Origin of the sequence: Rhodococcus maanshanensis NBRC 100610 (assembly GCF_001894865.1) — a bacterium.
In the GTDB taxonomy this organism is placed as follows: Bacteria; Actinomycetota; Actinomycetes; order Mycobacteriales; family Mycobacteriaceae; genus Rhodococcus_G; species Rhodococcus_G maanshanensis.
Genome location: NZ_BCXA01000023.1, coordinates 1 through 16,158, shown reverse-complemented (window position 1 = coordinate 16,158; position 16,158 = coordinate 1). Strand labels below are relative to the sequence as shown.

Annotated in this window: 14 protein-coding genes; 11 read left to right on the top strand and 3 right to left on the bottom strand. The window is 70.5% G+C overall.

Going from position 1 to position 16,158, the window contains the following annotated elements; all coding sequences use genetic code 11:
• The 3 genes from RM1_RS12450 to RM1_RS12440 are packed head-to-tail and all read right to left on the bottom strand — an operon-like array spanning window position 1 to window position 2,982.
• Window positions 1-699, bottom strand: a complete 699-nt coding sequence (locus RM1_RS12450; RefSeq protein ID WP_072751647.1) for an LppM family (lipo)protein — start codon at window positions 697-699, stop codon at window positions 1-3.
• A gap of 57 nt (window positions 700-756) precedes the next feature.
• On the bottom strand, window positions 757-2,334 hold the full coding sequence (locus RM1_RS12445) for a phytoene desaturase family protein (RefSeq protein WP_072751646.1): 1,578 nt from the start codon (window positions 2,332-2,334) through the stop codon (window positions 757-759).
• A gap of 9 nt (window positions 2,335-2,343) precedes the next feature.
• Window positions 2,344-2,982 carry a GNAT family N-acetyltransferase gene (locus RM1_RS12440; RefSeq protein WP_072751645.1) on the bottom strand — a complete coding sequence of 213 codons (639 nt, stop codon included), beginning with the start codon at window positions 2,980-2,982 and terminating at the stop codon, window positions 2,344-2,346.
• A gap of 173 nt (window positions 2,983-3,155) precedes the next feature.
• On the opposite strand from RM1_RS12440, the gene RM1_RS12435 reads away from it, so the two are divergent.
• From RM1_RS12435 to ftsW, 11 genes are all read left to right on the top strand, one after another.
• Window positions 3,156-3,653, top strand: coding sequence for an SAV_6107 family HEPN domain-containing protein (locus RM1_RS12435; protein WP_169922315.1), 498 nt, complete (start codon window positions 3,156-3,158; stop codon window positions 3,651-3,653).
• A 166-nt stretch (window positions 3,654-3,819) separates the two neighbouring features.
• Complete coding sequence (locus RM1_RS12430) at window positions 3,820-4,248, top strand: SCO2097 family morphological protein (protein WP_072751644.1); 429 nt, start codon at window positions 3,820-3,822, stop codon at window positions 4,246-4,248.
• A 462-nt stretch (window positions 4,249-4,710) separates the two neighbouring features.
• A complete protein-coding gene (gene mraZ / locus RM1_RS12425; protein WP_072751643.1) occupies window positions 4,711-5,142 on the top strand; it encodes a division/cell wall cluster transcriptional repressor MraZ in 432 nt (143 codons plus the stop codon).
• Window positions 5,143-5,311: 169 nt separating this feature from the next.
• On the top strand, window positions 5,312-6,328 hold the full coding sequence (gene rsmH, locus RM1_RS12420; protein WP_072751642.1) for a 16S rRNA (cytosine(1402)-N(4))-methyltransferase RsmH: 1,017 nt from the start codon (window positions 5,312-5,314) through the stop codon (window positions 6,326-6,328).
• The gene (gene ftsL, locus RM1_RS12415) at window positions 6,325-7,056 is read left to right on the top strand and encodes a cell division protein FtsL (protein WP_245816272.1); all 732 of its coding nucleotides are present in this window, start codon (window positions 6,325-6,327) and stop codon (window positions 7,054-7,056) included. Before rsmH ends, ftsL begins: the two co-directional genes overlap by 4 nt.
• Entirely contained in the window at window positions 7,053-8,924 is a 1,872-nt protein-coding gene (locus RM1_RS12410; RefSeq protein WP_072751641.1) for a peptidoglycan D,D-transpeptidase FtsI family protein, read from the top strand. The genes ftsL and RM1_RS12410 overlap by 4 nt, the downstream gene beginning before the upstream one ends.
• A 189-nt stretch (window positions 8,925-9,113) precedes the next feature.
• The gene (locus RM1_RS12405) at window positions 9,114-10,724 is read left to right on the top strand and encodes a UDP-N-acetylmuramoyl-L-alanyl-D-glutamate--2,6-diaminopimelate ligase (protein WP_072751640.1); all 1,611 of its coding nucleotides are present in this window, start codon (window positions 9,114-9,116) and stop codon (window positions 10,722-10,724) included.
• A complete protein-coding gene (locus RM1_RS12400; protein ID WP_072751639.1) occupies window positions 10,721-12,280 on the top strand; it encodes a UDP-N-acetylmuramoyl-tripeptide--D-alanyl-D-alanine ligase in 1,560 nt (519 codons plus the stop codon). Before RM1_RS12405 ends, RM1_RS12400 begins: the two co-directional genes overlap by 4 nt.
• Window positions 12,277-13,356, top strand: coding sequence for a phospho-N-acetylmuramoyl-pentapeptide-transferase (mraY, locus tag RM1_RS12395; protein ID WP_027502257.1), 1,080 nt, complete (start codon window positions 12,277-12,279; stop codon window positions 13,354-13,356). The genes RM1_RS12400 and mraY overlap by 4 nt, the downstream gene beginning before the upstream one ends.
• Before the next feature lie 2 nt (window positions 13,357-13,358).
• Window positions 13,359-14,825, top strand: a complete 1,467-nt coding sequence (gene murD / locus RM1_RS12390) for a UDP-N-acetylmuramoyl-L-alanine--D-glutamate ligase (protein ID WP_072751638.1) — start codon at window positions 13,359-13,361, stop codon at window positions 14,823-14,825.
• The coding region (gene ftsW / locus RM1_RS12385) for a putative lipid II flippase FtsW (protein WP_072751637.1) at window positions 14,822-16,158 on the top strand (1,337 nt) is incomplete at its 3' end. The genes murD and ftsW, both read left to right, overlap by 4 nt.

Genomic DNA, 16,158 nt, shown 5'->3' with positions numbered 1-16,158 from the left:
TCAGCGCCTCGGGTGGCGGCTGAAGTACGCCATCGCGCCGACCACTAGCGCGACGCCGAGCGTGACGCCGGCGACGATGCCCGCCCAGCCGGCGAAGCCGCGGGTGCTCGGGTCGGCGTAGCGGGTCTCCGCGCGGAGCGTGCTCACCTCACCGGGCGGCAGCTTCCACGTGACGATGGAGTCGGCGTCGCGGGTTCCGTTGGTGGTGTTCACCCGCGCGGGGAAGGCGACGCTGAACTGGACGTCGCTGCCGTCGGGGACCGACTTGAGGTCCGCCTTGCCCTCGAGGACCACGACGTCGCCGTTGCGCCGGAAGTCCAGCTGGATGGAGCTGCCGGTCTGGCTGGACATCGCCCCGAGCTGCTGCACCTCGCCGAAGGTCAGGTCGCTGAAGAAGGCCTGACTGCCGACGAAGCCGTCCTGCTTGTACGCCTGCACCCGGACCTTCTGCGTCAACGAGTCCGGCGGGATCAGCTCCGGGCCCTTGTCGTTGTCGTCCGCGGGAACCGTCGCGGCGACGATCTGTCCCGACACCCTGTCGTCGGGCGAGACGCCGAGTGACGCCTGGACCCTGAGGCACCCGCTGAGCAAGGGGATGCAGATCAGGAGGAGTACGGACAGGGCGAACAGTCGGACGCGGGATCGACTTCGGACATCGGAGTGGGGCTGCTGCACAGCGTTATCGTGCCAGGCAGCCATGCAGGTGTCAGGCGGTAGGGGTGCGCGGCGTGGCGGATCCGGCGGATCCCGGCCCGCTCATCGGCGCAGCACCCGGCGCAAGCCTCCGAACCGGGCGTCGGACAACGCGATCCGCGCGGCGCTGCGCCCACTCGAGCCGGACACTCCGCCACCCGGGTGGGTGGACGCGCCGGTCAGGTACAGCCCCTTCGCGCCCGGCACCCGGTGTCCCGACAGTTCCGGGAGGGGTCGCCACATGAACATCTGGTCCAGCGACATCTCGACGTGCATCACGTTGCCGCCGATCAACCCCATCTCGGACTCGAGGTCCGCGGGGGTCTGCACCAGCCGGTGTCGCACCGAGTCCGTGAATTCCGGTGCCAGCCGCTCGATCTCGGCGACGATCCGGTCTCCCTCGGATTCGGCGAGGTCCGCCCAGGCGCGTCCGCCGGTGAGGGCGTAGGGATGCCACTGCGACCACAGCGTCGCCTGGTGCTCGCCCGCTGGGGTCAGGCTCGGATCGATCCCGCTGAAACTCATGGCGAGGACCGCTGGAACGGGCGGCAGCTCGCCCGCCAGCGCCGCGCCGTGCGCGAGCCTCAGCTGTGCGCGATCGGAGACCAGTAGCTGCAGCCCGGAGGTGACGGTGTCGCCCTCGGGGGCGCTGGGATAGGAGGGGAGCGAATCGGTTCCGAGCCGGACCACCATTCCGATCCCCGGCCCGACCCGGATCCGGCGGCGCCACCCGTCCAGTTGCGTCCGGTCGTGGCCGCCGCGCTCGAGCAGGTCGAGGGTGGTCAGGATGTGGCAGCCGGCCACCACCGTCCTCGCGCGCACCTCCCGGCCCTCGGCGGTGCGTACCGTCCAGCCGTTCGGCGTGCGGCGCAGCTCGGTCACCGCGTCGCCCAGTCGCACCGATCCACCGTCCGCGGCGAGCCGCGACGCCAGGGCCCTGGTGAGGGCGCCGCTCCCGCCGACGGCCCGGCCCGGCGGCAGGGTGTGCATCAGCGCCGCGAACCCCACCATCGGGGCGGTGCCCGGCTCGGACATCGGTGGACCCGACTGCGCGCCGAACCAGGCCAATGCCGCCTTGAGGCGCTCGTCGTCGAAGTAGTTGTCCAGCAAGCTGTCCCCGGAGGCGAGAAACTCCCGTGAGAAGGCCGCGGCGCCTGCGCCCCGGTCCAGGGTGCCGAACGAGCGGGCCAGCCTCCCGCCGGTCGGCGGACCGGCGAACGCCCGCATCACGCCTGCGGTGCGCGGACCCCAGGTCTCGACGAATTCCCGGTAAGCCCTCGCGTCGGCGGCCCCGCAGGACGCGGCGATGGAGGCGCAGGTCCCGTCGAGGCTGCGGTGGAAGACGATGCCCGGCCGGCCGGATTCGAGCGGAGCGGGCGCGAATGCCCATGGGTCGCAGTCGATATAACGCAGCCCGTGCGAGGCGAGGTCGAGGTCCTCGATGATGCCGGTGTGCCGGATCATGATGTGCGCGGACGAACCGCGGTCCACCTGATGGCCGGGGAACCGCTCGACGGTCGACACCGCGCCGCCGAGCACGGTGTCGCGCTCGAGCACCTCGACCGACCAGCCCGACCGGGCGAGGTAGCACGCCGACACCAGCGCATTGTGTCCGGATCCCACCACCACCGCGTCGATCATCTGTCCAGGCTATCGGCTGGGGGAGTGTGCGTTCTCGGTCGCTTCGGTGGGGAGCGGCAGCAGGCGTCCCAGCACCGCGAACGGCCTGTTGTCCCCGGTGAAGGTGAAATGTCGCATCACATCGGTGAATCCGAGCCTGCGATAGAGACGCCAGGCGCGGTTGTCCTCGTCGCCGACCTCGGGGGTGGACAGCAGTACGTGACTCTCCGGCCTGTCTTCGAGGAGCCTGCGGAGCATCGCCTCGCCGGTGCGGTGTCCCTGCGCGGCACGTGCCACATGGAGTTCGGTCAGCTCGAAGTAGTCGCCGAGGACCTCGTGGATCCGCCGTTCGTCGGCACCGGACCGGTGCATCCCCTCGCGCACCTGCTGGTGCCACCACTGGTGCGGGGCGCCCCGGTAGCCGTAGGCGATGCCGACCATGGTGCCCTCGCTCGAGCGGGGATCGTCGCCGGGGAGGATCGCGGCGACCGCGCGCCAGCCGGGCCGATGGGTGTGTTCGGTCCACATCGGGGCCCGGTGGAACTCGGTCCCCTTCGGGTAGTCCATCGCCTCGACGTAGATGGCGAGAGCCTCGGCAAGGCGGTGCCGTAGTTCCTGCGCGGACAGCTCGACCAGCAGCGGTGTCGTGTTGATACCGACCGGACTCACCCTCTCTCTTGACGACGTGTCGGTGGGGGCAGCTATATTGAATATGTCGAACGGATGTTCGATGTCGGCAATCCGGCGAAGCGCGAGGGAAGCGGGCTTCGCCGGATTCCGACCCTAAGGCCTGACCGGTCGTCGCGGCGGGTCGGCGTGGTTGCGCAGGAGGTGTTCGGAAGATGGCAAGTCAGGCAGTTCAGGCAGCGGCGGCCCTCCGAGTGGGGGCTCCGGCGTCATCGGCGCGACACACGGTGTCGCGGGTCGGGGCTCCGGTCTCGCGCCGCGCGCGGGCGCTGCTCGACAGGGCGGATGCGCTGCTGGCGGAGGCGGCGGGGGCGCGGGACCCGTCCGACCGGTTCCGCTCCGCGTACCTCGCCGCGCTCCGTGGTGCCGGGGCCGCGCTCGGGGGTGAGCAACGGCCACGCACCGGATCGCGCAGCGCCTGGGTGCTGCTCGCGCGCGCCGAACCGTCGCTCGCCGGTTGGTCGGAGTTCTTCGCCGGGTACTCGGCCACAAGGGCGGCGATCGAGGCGGGGATCTCGCGCACGATCACGCTGGCTGAGGCCGATGAATTCCACCGCGAGGTCTCTCGATTCCTCACCGCTGTCGAGGATCATCTCGGCGGCGACCACCGGCTGGGCGACGCGTCGCACACGTTGGTGGGGAGGTCTGCCTAGCAGGGGATCTGCGGTGCGATCGAAATAAGTCGGCATCTCGTCGATGGACTAGGTGGTACGCCGCGACGTGTACTCGTATCATTGACGACAGGTAGCCGCCATCGTCGGAAACCCGCCGCTTCGTCCCAACGGATCGGTCGCCACCTTTAGTGCCGGGGGAGGTACCGTGCCACTCTCCGAGCACGAGCAGCGGATGCTCGATCAGATCGAGAGCGCGCTTTACGCCGAAGATCCGAAGTTTGCTTCCTCCGTGAGGGGAGGCCGTATGCGTGCGGCTTCGAGCAAGCGTCGACTCCAGGCCGGAGCGCTCTTCTTTCTCGGACTCGTCCTGTTGGTCGCGGGCGTTGCGCTCCCGTTCAAGCCGGGCGGTTTCCCGATCATCAGCCTGCTCGGATTCGTAGTGATGTTTGGAGCCGGGGTCCTGTTCCTCATGCGGGGATCGAAGAAGGGCCTCACGGCAGTGCCCGACGAGGCCGGCAGGCCCGCGAAGGGGTCGGCCGCAGGCAAGCGTTCTGACGGCCGCAAGGGCGGCAGCAGTGGAGGGTTCTCCTCGCGCATGGAGGACCGGTTCAAGCGGAGATTCGAACAGGAGTAGCCGAAACGCCGCCGCGGAGGCAAGAGTCCGGGCGGCAGGCAAAAGCGGAGCGGCGTGACACCGAAGGTGTCGCGCCGTTTTTGCGTTGGCTGTGCCGCCTGTGCCGGTTGTGTCGCCTCGGATCCCCGCGTTCGCCCCGACTTTCCCCACTTTTCCCCCACATTTCCCCCCGGGTCGGTCCGGCCCTGGGGGAGTGTCTCGCTGCGGACCTCTGACCTGGGATTTCGGTGCGGGCAAGTGGCGAAGCTCGCCGTGGCGCCCCGGCAGTGGGGAAGATCGCACAGCTTTTCCCCACATTGCACCACCGCTGTGAACTGGTCTTTTCATGCGAATTGCGGTCGTGGAACCCAAAATTGGCATTGAAAGTGGAGGAAAGTGGGGTAACGTGGTGCGCAGCGGAACGTGCAGACGGACCGCGAGGGCCTAGGACGTTCGAATCGGAACGCAGGGTGGAGGTGTCGAGTGTTTCTCGGTACCTACACGCCGAAGCTCGACGACAAGGGGCGACTGACGTTGCCCGCGAAGTTTCGAGATGCACTGGCGGGAGGGTTGATGGTCACGAAAGGGCAGGACCACAGCCTCGCGGTGTATCCCCGAGAAGAGTTTGCAGCTCTCGCACGCCGAGCCGCCGCAGCATCACGCAGCAACCCAGAGGCCCGCGCGTTCGTGCGCGGCCTGGCGGCAGGCACCGACGAGCAGCATCCCGACGCCCAGGGACGGATCACTCTCTCCGCCGACCACCGCCGCTACGCGGGGCTGTCGAAGGAGTGCGTGGTGATCGGATCGGTCGATTTCCTCGAGATCTGGGACGCGCAGGCGTGGCAGAACTACCTCGAGGAGCACGAAGAGAGCTACTCACAAGCCAGAGCCGAGTCACTGGGCGAGATCTTCTAGCCCGGCCAGAGCCATACGGCGAGTGCCGCGAGGCCTCTGCCCGAACGCCGACCCTGACGCACTTCCCCAGCGCCAGGTTCGGTCAATCGGACAGGGACCTCGAGGCATTCGCCACTCTTCCCCCTTCGCGATCGGAAATTCCCGAAGCACTCAAGACCCGGAGGCAGCAATGGTGGACGATGAGGCAAACGGCCCCGCCTCCACCGGCGAGTTCGGGCACGTCCCCGTCCTGCTCGGTCGCGCGGACGAACTGCTCGGACCGGCGCTGACGGCGGTCGCGCCGGATGCCGCGGGCGCGGTGATGATCGACGCGACACTCGGCCTCGGTGGCCACTCCGAACACTTCCTGCGGACCTACCCGGGTCTGCACCTGATCGGGCTCGACCGCGACCCCAACGCACTCGAGATCGCCGGCCGTCGGCTGGCGCCGTTCGGCGACCGAGTCACCCTGGTGCACACCAGGTATGACGGAATCGTCCCGGCGCTCGAGCAGGCTGGACTTCCGCCGGTGGAATCGGTGCACGCGATCCTGTTCGACCTCGGCGTCTCGTCGATGCAGCTGGACGAGGCCGAGCGCGGCTTCGCCTACTCGGTGGACGCTCCCCTCGACATGCGCATGGACCCCACCAAGGGGTTGACCGCGGCCGACGTGCTCAACACCTACAGCCACGGCGATCTGGCCAGGGTCCTCAGCACCTACGGTGAGGAGCGCTTCGCCGGCCGGATCGCATCAGAGATCTTGCGCCGCAGGCAGATCGAGCCCTTCACCACCAGCGCGCAGCTGGTCGAGGTGCTGTACGCCTCGATTCCCGCGGCCACGCGGCGCACCGGCGGTCATCCCGCGAAGCGGACCTTCCAGGCCCTTCGGGTGGAGGTCAACGGAGAGCTCGATTCGCTGCGCGCGGCGATCCCGGCCGCGCTCGACGCCCTGGCGATCGGTGGGCGCGTGGTCTTCATGTCCTACCAGTCGCTGGAGGACCGAATCGTCAAGCAGGAACTGACACCTCGCACCAAGTCTCGTAGTCCGGAGGGGCTCCCGATGGAGCTGCCGGGCATGGGTGCGGAGTTCGCATTGCTCACCCGGGGGGCGGAACGGGCGAGTGAGCAGGAGATAGAGGAAAACCCGCGGTCGGCCCCGGTCCGATTGCGTAGTGCCGAACGGATTTCCAGGAGGGTGACGGCATGACAGTTCCCGTGAGGCCGGGCGGTTCTCGATCCACTGATGCCGGTGTCGTCAGGCCGAGGGGGCGCGGCCGCGCGGCGGTTGCCGCGGGCAAGCGTTCCACCGCGGCGCAGCGCGCATACGAGCGTCGGCAGCAGCGTGCCGCGATCCAGCCGGCCGGTGAGGTGCAGGACCGTCGTCGTGGTCACTTCACGGCGCGAATCCCGTTCGTCGCCACCATCATCGGCATGCTGTCCGTTGGGCTGGCATTGACCCTGGTGCTGACCACCCGGGCCGCGGAGGATTCCTACGAGCTCAGTGCGGCCAAGGCGCACAACCAGGACCTGCTGGAGCAGCGCTCCGCGCTCGAGCGCGATGTCCGGGAGGGCAACTCCGCGCCGGAACTGGCCCGCAAGGCGACCGAGCTCGGCATGATCCCCGCGAAGGACGTCGCTCGGCTCGTCGTGAACCCGGACGGCTCGGTGGACATCGTCGGCAAGCCGACCCCGGCCCAGGGCGCGCCGGCGGCGCCGCTGAACCCCCAGACGCCCGCGCAGTCGAACGGGGCGCCGCGGACCGCGGCCCCGGTGCCGACCACCCGGCCCGCGGCCCCGACCACGACGGCGCCCCGTCCCGGCGCGCCGTTGGCGGCCAATCAGCCGCAGCTGCAGGCGCAGGGTGAACAATTGGTACCCATGAGCAGGCCCACCCCGGACACCGGACAGGCAGGTAACGCGGGCGGTCGCGGGTGACCCGAGGTACCGCGCCCGCACCCGCACCGCGTCGTGCGCCGGTTCGACGCGGTGCCGCCCAGGACGACACCTCCTCGTTCCGGTTCCGGTATCGGACGGGCCGGATCACCATGTTCATCGCGCTCGGGATCGCCTCGGTGCAGCTGCTCTGGATCCAGGGCGTCGAGGCGCCCAAGCTCTCGGCCGAGGCCGCGAATCAGCGTTCGGTCACGGTGATCGACCCCGCCGTCAGGGGCTCGATCACCGATCGGCGCGGCAACCCCATCTCCTTCACCATGGAGGCGAAGGCGCTGACCTTCCAGCCGACCAAGGTGCGCAAGGAGCTCGAGGCCGCGCGCGCGAAGAGTGACAAGGCGCCGACGGTCGAGGAGCGGCTCGAGGCCATTGCCAAGGGTGTCAATGCCAAGCTGGGCGACTCGGCGCCGAAGAAGGACCTGCTCGCCCAGCTCAAGAGCAACGAGACCTTTGTGTACCTGGCCCGCAGCGTCGACCCTGCGGTGGCCGCGAAGCTCAGCGAGGACTTCCCCGAGATCGGCCTCGAACGCCAGGACATCCGTGAGTACCCCGGTGGCGCGCTCGCCGCGAACCTGGTCGGCGCGACCGGCTGGGACGGTCACGGCCTGCTCGGGCTCGAGGATTCGCTCGACTCCACCCTCGCGGGCACCGACGGTTCGCAGACCTACGACCGGGGGTCGGACGGCGCCGTCATCCCCGGCAGCTGGCGCGACAAGCAGCCCGCGGTCGACGGCTCGACCGTCGAGCTCACGATCGACTCGGATCTGCAGTACTACGTGCAGCAGCAGGTGCAGCAGGCCAAGAACCTGTCCGGCGCGAAGAACGCCTCAGCGGTGGTGCTCGATTCGCACACCGGCGAGGTGCTCGCGATGTCGAACGACAACACCTTCAACCCGTCGCTCGGGGTCGGCAACAGCGGCAAGGCCGAGCTGGGCAACCTGCCGGTGAGCACGCCGTTCGAACCCGGCTCGGTGAACAAGATCGTCACCGCGGCCGCCGCGATCGAGTACGGGCTCACCAAACCCGATGAGGTGCTTCAGGTTCCGGGCTCGATCCAGATGTCAGGTGTATCCGTGAAGGACGCCTGGTCGCACGGCGTCGCGCCGTACACCTCGACCGGCGTCTTCGGGAAGTCCTCCAACGTCGGCACGCTGATGCTCGCGCAGCGGGTGGGGGAGGACCGCTTCGCGGACATGCTGACCCGCTTCGGTCTCGGTCAGCGCACCGACGTCGGTCTGCCGGGCGAGAGCGCGGGCGACGTACCCAGCCGCGACCAGTGGTCGGGCGGCACCTTCGCCAACCTGCCCATCGGCCAGGGCTTGTCGATGACGCTGCTGCAGATGACAGCCATGTACCAGGCGATGGCGAACGACGGGGTCCGGATCCCGCCGCGGGTCGTGCGCGCGACGATCGACGCGGACGGGGACCGCACCGAGACCGAGCGCCCGGAGGGCATCCAGGTGGTCAGCGCGCAGACCGCCGCGACCGTGCGGGACATGTTCCGCGCGGTCACCCAGCGCGATCCCATGGGCTACCAGCAGGGCACCGGCGCACCCGCGGCCGTCGACGGCTACCAGATCAGCGGCAAGACCGGCACCGCGCAGCAGGTGGACCCCGCCTGCAAGTGCTACTCGAACTCGAACTACTGGATCACCTTCGCGGGGATCGCTCCTGCGGACAATCCACGCTTCGTGATCGGCATCATGCTCGATGCGCCGGTCCGCAGCGCCGACGGCTCGGGCGGCCAGTCCGCGGCACCGTTGTTCCACAACATCGCCTCCTGGATGCTGCAGCGGGACCGCGTCCCGTTGTCGGCCGATCCGGGGCGGCAACTGGTGCTCCAGGCCGATTGACGCCTCGGGGAGCCGGTCGCGGGGCCCATCGCACCGCGTCGTCGACGGCGTAGTCGATGACCGAGTCCAGTCTGTGACAGTTCGCCGGTAACCTGACACGTCGGCCAGCAGCCCAGCCACCGATCCGAACCCGAGAGGAGCCACCTGCCCGTGCAAGGGACGAACACTCCGCAGCACTCGACGGGAGAGGTGGCAGGCTCCGCAGGCTCCGCGCCTGGTGGCCTGCGTCCCGAACACCCCCCGCAGACGCCGGTGACCGCGCTGGCCGAGCTGATCGGCGCGCAGGTCCACACGGTCGCGGGTCCGGCTCACACCGGAGGCGACGCCCCGGTATCCGTCACCGGGGTCGAGCTGCGCGCCCAGGGCATCGAGCCGGGTGACCTGTTCGCCGCACTGCCCGGCGCCCGTGCGCACGGCGCCGAGTTCGCCGCGGCCGCCATCGAACGCGGCGCAACCGCCGTGCTGACGGACCCCGCGGGCCTGGCCACGCTGGCGGCCCTCGCCCCGGCGACCGCGCTGCCCGTACTGGTGCACCAGGACCCGAGGTCGGTCCTCGGCGAGGTCTCGGCCGCCGTCTACGGACGGCCGGCGGATCGGTTGCAGGTCATCGGTATCACCGGCACCTCGGGCAAGACGACCACCGCGTACCTGGTCGAGGCCGGTCTGACCGCCGCCGGCCGTCGGGCCGGACTGGTCGGGACCATCGAGACCAGGATCGAGGGTCGCCGTGTGCCGAGCGCGCTGACCACCCCCGAGGCGCCGCAGTTGCATGCGCTCTTCGCGGTGATGCTCGAGCGCGGGCTCGACACCGTGGTGATGGAGGTCTCGAGCCACGCGCTCTCGCTCGGCCGGGTGGACGGAACGGACTTCGCGATCGGCGCGTTCACCAACCTCTCCCAGGACCACCTGGACTTTCACGACGGGCTCGACGACTACTTCGGGGCCAAGGCCCGGCTGTTCGCCAGGGACTCCACCGTTCGCGCCCGCCGCGCCGTGGTGTGCGTCGACGACGAGTGGGGCGCCCGGATGGCGGAGATCGCTTCGGCGGAGGCGCCGCCGACGACCGTCTCGGCCACGACTTCCGGAGCGGACTGGACCGCATCCGATGTCGTCGCGGCAGAGGACGGTTCGCAGCGGTTCGTCGCGCACGGGCCCACCGGATCGCTTCGGGTCGAGCTGCGCCTGCCCGGCCACTACAACGTGGCCAACGCGCTGCTGGCCATGGCGACACTGGCCGCGGCCGGCGTCGACCTGGAGCGGGCGGCCGCCGGTATCGGGTCGGTGGACGTGCCGGGCCGGGTGCAACGGGTCGAGCGAGGACAGGATTTCCTCGCGGTCGTCGACTACGCGCACAAGCCGGCCGCGCTCGAGGCGGTCATCGCAACCCTCCGCGGACAGTCGGCAGGCCGGCTGGCCGTGGTGATCGGCGCGGGCGGCGACCGTGACCAGGGCAAGAGACCGATGATGGGCGAGGTGAGCGCCAGGGGAGCCGACCTGGTGATCATCACGGATGACAACCCGCGCACCGAGGACCCGGCCGCGATCCGCGCGGCGGTCCGCGAGGGCGCGCTCGGCGTGCCCGATGCGGCGCGCGCGCAGGTCCGCGAGTTCGCGGACCGGGCGGAGGCCATCGCCGACGCCGTCCGCTGGGCCGAGGCGGGGGACGTGGTCCTCGTCGCGGGCAAGGGACACGAGATCGGACAGGAGATCAACGGGGTGAAGCACCCATTCGACGACCGCGAGGTCCTCGCCGCTGCGATAGACGCGGTCGGCCGGAGCGACGAAGGGGGAGTCCGATGATTCCGATGAGCCTGGCCCGGATCGCGGAGATCGTCGGCGGCAGCCTGCACGACGTGCCCGATCCCGACACCATGGTGACCGGCACAGTGGAGTTCGACTCCCGCAAGGTCACCGCGGGCGGACTGTTCCTCGCGCTGCCAGGCGCCCGTGTGGACGGGCACGACCATGCGGCGGCGGCCGTCGCCGCGGGGGCGGTGGCGGTGCTCGCCGCCCGCCCGGTCGGCGTGCCCGCGATCGTGGTGGCCCCGTTGCCGCCCGCGCAGACCAACGCGATGGCCCTCGAGCACGACACCGACGGTTCAGGAGCGGCGGTGCTCAAGGCACTGGCCGCCCTGGCCAGGGCGAGCACCGACGACCTGGCGGCCCGCGGCCTGACGGTGGTCGGGGTCACCGGGTCGTCGGGCAAGACCTCGACCAAGGACCTGCTGGCGGCGGTGCTCGCCCCGCTCGGGTCGGTGGTCGCACCGCCCGGATCGTTCAACAACGAACTCGGCCATCCCTGGACGGCGCTGCGCGCGGACGCGGACACCGATTTCCTGGTCCTCGAGCTCTCCGCGCGGGGCACCGGACACATTGCCGCGCTGGCCGAGACGGCGCCGCCGCGGATCGGGGTCATCCTCAACGTCGGCACCGCGCACCTCGGTGAGTTCGGCTCCCGCGACGCGATCGCGCGGACCAAGGGTGAGCTCGCGGAGGCGCTGCCCGCGGCGGACGAGGGTGGGGTCGCGGTGCTCAACGCCGACGACCCGCTCGTCGCGGCGATGGCCGAGCGGACCAGGGCCCGGGTGGTGCTGGTCGGGCAGTCCGAACGCGCGGACGTGCGGGCCGTGGACGTGCATCTCGACGCGGAGGCGCGCCCCGCCTTCACGCTGGAGTGCCGCTACCCGGCGGGTTCCGCCCACGAGGGCGACATCGCGACCGTGCCGATCCAGCTCGGCGTGCACGGTGAGCACCAGATCGGCAACGCGCTGGCCGCGGCCGCGGTGGCACTGGAATGCGGCGCCACCGTCGCCCAGATCGCGACCGCGCTCGGCGCCGCGACGGCCGCGTCCGTGCGCCGGATGGACGTGCGCCACCGGGCCGACGGCGTCACGGTGATCAACGATTCGTACAACGCCAACCCCGATTCGATGCGCGCGGCGCTCAAGGCCCTGGTCTCGATGGGACGTTCGGGCGAGGGCACGCCGCGCCGTACCTGGGCGGTGCTCGGGGAAATGGCCGAGCTCGGTCCAGAATCAGTGATCGAACACGACGCGATCGGGCGGCTGGCGGTGCGCCTGGACGTCAGCAGGCTGATCGTGGTCGGCACCGGCAGGCCGTCCCGCGCGATGCACCAGGGCGCGGTCATGGAGGGTTCCTGGGGCGAGGAGTCGATCCTGGTTCCCGACCAGGCGGCCGCGATCGCCGTGCTCGGGGCGGAACTGGCGGGCGATGACATCGTCCTGGTCAAGGCCTCGCAGTCGGTCGGATTGTGGGCGGTGGCGGACACACTGCTGGAGGGCCCGCGTGCCGATCAGCAGGGCGAGCAGCGGACTAACACGGAGGAAGACCAGTGAGACAGATCCTCTTCGCGGGAGGGATCGCGCTCGCTGTGGCGATCCTGCTCACCCCCGTCCTGATCAAGGCGTTCTCGCGCCAGGGATTCGGTCAGGAGATCCGGGTCGAGGGTCCGGCCAGCCATCAGTCCAAGCGCGGCACCCCCACCATGGGCGGCGTCGCGATCATCGCCGGCCTGTGGGCCGGCTACTGGGGCTCGCACCTGATCGGGATCGGCTACGACGCGGACGGCCCGAGCGCCTCCGCGCTCCTGGTCCTCGGACTGACGACCATGCTCGGCGGCGTCGGCTTCCTCGACGACTTCATCAAGATCCGCAAGCAGCGCAACCTCGGTCTGAACAAGACCGCGAAGCTGGTCGGCCAGCTGATCGCGGCGGTGCTGTTCGGAATCCTGGCGCTGCAGTTCCCCGGCGCGACCGGCCTGACCCCTGGCAGCACGAACCTGTCCTACGTCCGGGACATCGCCACGGTCTCGATGGGGTCGGTGGTGTTCATCCTGTTCTGCTACCTGCTGGTCAGCGCCTGGTCGAACGCCGTGAACCTGACCGACGGCCTCGACGGCCTCGCCGCGGGTTCGATGACCCTCGTGCTCGGGGCGTACACGATCATCACCTTCTGGCAGTACCGCAACTCCTGCGAGCGTGATCCCGTCACGGGCTGCTACGACGTCCGTGACCCGCTTGACCTGGCGCTGATCTGCGCCGCGGCGGCGGGTGCGTGCATCGGCTTCCTGTGGTGGAACGCCGCGCCCGCGAAGATCTTCATGGGCGACACCGGCTCGCTTGCCCTCGGTGGCCTGCTCGCCGGGCTGTCCATCGTCACCCGCACCGAACTGCTGATGGTGGTCGTCGGCGCGCTGTTCGTCGCCGAGGCGGCCTCGGTGGTCGTGCAGGTCGCGGTGTTCCGCTCGAGCAGGCGGCGGGTGTTCCGGATGGCGCCGTTCCATCATCACTTCGAGCTGGCCGGGTGGGCGGAAACCACGGTGATCATCAGATTCTGGTTGCTCGCCGCGATCGCCTCGGCCATCGGACTCGCGCTGTTCTACAGCGAGTACCTCGCCGACATCGGGGGCTGAGCTTGTCACTCCAAGGCGCTGCCGCCGATCTCCCGCCCGAGTTCGCCCGCCTGCACGGCAGCCGGGTCCTGATCGCGGGGTCCGGGATCTCCGGCCGGGCCCTCATCGAACCGCTCCGCGAGCTGGGTGCCGACGTCACGGTCACCGACGGCAATCAGGCCTCGCTCGACGAGCTGGCCGCCGCCTCCGGTGTCGCGGTCGTGGCGCCGGAACGGGCCGCGGCCGAGATCGGCGCGTTCGCGCTGGTCGTCACGAGTCCCGGCTGGCGTCCCGACGCGCCGGTGCTGTCCGCGGCCGCGGGCGCCGGGGTCCCGATCTGGGGCGACGTGGAGTTCACCTGGCGGCTCGACCGTGCGCAGGTCTACGGACCGGCCAGGCGGTGGCTGGTGGTGACCGGCACCAACGGCAAGACGACGACCACCTCGATGCTGGAGTCGATCCTGCGGGCCGCAGGCATCGCGACGGTCGCCTGCGGGAACATCGGCCTGCCCATCGTCGACGCGCTGCGGGCCGACAGCCCCCGCAACGAGGTGCTGGCCGTCGAGCTCTCCTCGTTCCAGCTGCACTGGGCGCCGTCTGTGCGCCCGACGGCAGGGGTGATCCTCAACATCGCGGAGGACCACCTGGACTGGCACGGCGGCATGAAGGGCTACATCGACGCGAAGGCGCAGGTGCTGACCGGGGACGTCGCGGTGCTGGGTCTCGACGACCCGGTCACGGCCGGACTGTCGCGGGTGTCCAGCGCAGGGCGGACCACGGGGTTCAGGCTGGGTGTGCCAGCGCCGGGCGAGCTCGGCGTCGACGGCGACCGCCTCGTCGACCGCGCCTTCGCCGACGACGAGACCCTCGCTCTGGTCGACGAGATCACCCCGCCGGGGCCTGCGGGTCGGATGGACGCGTTGGCCGCGGCCGCGTTGGCGAGGTCGATCGGCGTCGGCGCCACCGCCGTCCGGGAGGGGCTGCGCAGCTACCAGGTGGGCCCGCACCGCGCGGCGCTCGTCGCCGAGGCGGACGGCGTCACGTACATCGACGACTCGAAGGCGACGAATCCGCACGCCGCGCGCTCGTCGCTGCTCGCGCACCCTCGGGTGGTGTGGGTCGCGGGCGGTCTGCTCAAGGGCGCCAGTGTCGACGAACTCGTCACCGAGGTGGCCGATCGGCTCGTCGGCGCGGTCCTGCTCGGCCGCGATGCGATGCAGATCGCACAGGCACTCGCGCGACACGCACCCCAGGTGCCGGTCGTGCGGGTGGATGCGGGAGACGATGCAGGGGTGAGTCCAGCGCCGAGTCCGGAATCGCCTGATGCCGTGATGGCACGCGCGGTCCGTGCCGCCGCGTCGATGGCCCGGCCGGGAGACACGGTGCTGCTGGCGCCTGCGGCGGCGTCGCTGGACATGTTCGCCGACTACGGTCACCGCGGACGCAGCTTCGCGCAGGCCGTGGCGGAAGTGGCGGGTCGGTCGCGATGAAGCAGGCCGCGGGACCCCGCACCCGCTTCGGCGCCTGGCTGGCGCGCCCGCTGGCGTCCTTCCACCTGATCGTCACCATCACCGGCCTGCTCACCGTGCTCGGGCTCGTGATGGTCCTGTCGTCCTCGAGCGTGGAGTCCTACGCCGACACCGGCTCCGCCTACGGCACCTTCACCACGCAGCTGATCTTCGTCGCGGTCGGGGCCGTCCTGTTCTACGTGGCGCTGCTGCTGCCGGTCCGGTTGATGCGCACGATGGCATTGCCCGCCTTCGCCGTGTCGGTGGTGCTGTTGGCCCTGGTGCTCATCCCCGGCGTCGGCACCCTGTCGGGCGGCGCCCGGCGCTGGTTCACCCTCGGCCCGCTGTCGTTCCAGCCGTCCGAGCTGGCGAAGGTGACCCTGGTGGTCTGGGGCGCGCACCTGCTCGCCTCCCGCAGGCAGAACGCCTCCGTCAAGGAGATGGTGGTGCCGCTGGTGCCCGCGGCGCTGGTGGTCTGCGTGCTCATCGTGCTGCAGCCGAACCTGTCGACCACGATCGCGTTCGGCATCATCCTGGCGTCGCTGCTCTGGTTCGCGGGATTGCCGCTGCGCCTGTTCCTCGGCATCGTCGGGGCAGGCGTCGCGGCGGCGATGGTGCTGGCGTTGACCGCCGGTTACCGATCCGACCGCGTCAAGGCCTACCTGAACCCCGGCGCCGACCCGCAGGGCATCGGCTATCAGGGCAGGCAGGCCAAGTTCTCGCTCGCCGACGGCGGCCTGTTCGGTCGCGGGCTCGGACAGAGTCGGGCCAAGTGGAGCTACCTGCCCAACTCGCACAACGACTTCATCTTCGCGATCATCGGCGAGGAGCTGGGTTTCCTGGGCTGCATGGCGGTGATCGGGTTGTTCGCGCTGTTCGTCTACGCCGGCCTGCGGATCGCGATGCGCTCGATCGACCCGTTCCTGCGACTGCTCACCGCGACCGCGACCACCTGGATCCTGGCCCAGGCGCTGATCAACATCGGCTACGTGATCGGCCTGCTCCCGGTCACCGGGCTGCAGTTGCCGCTCGTCTCCGCAGGCGGCAGCTCGATCGCGATCACCCTGTTCATGTTCGGCGTCATCGCCAACGCCGCCAGGCACGAGCCGGAGGCGGTGGCCGCCCTGCACGCCGGGCAGGTCGGGCGGTTCGGCAGGATGCTGCGGCTGCCCATGCCGGAGCAGTTCTCGCCCGCGAGGGCGGAGGCCGCACGCAAGGCGGCACAGGCGAAGGCGGCCCAGAAGCGCGCGGCCCAGCAGCGTGCCGCCCAGCAGCGGGCGGCCGCCCCGCCGCCGCGCAGGCGGGCGGTGGCGGG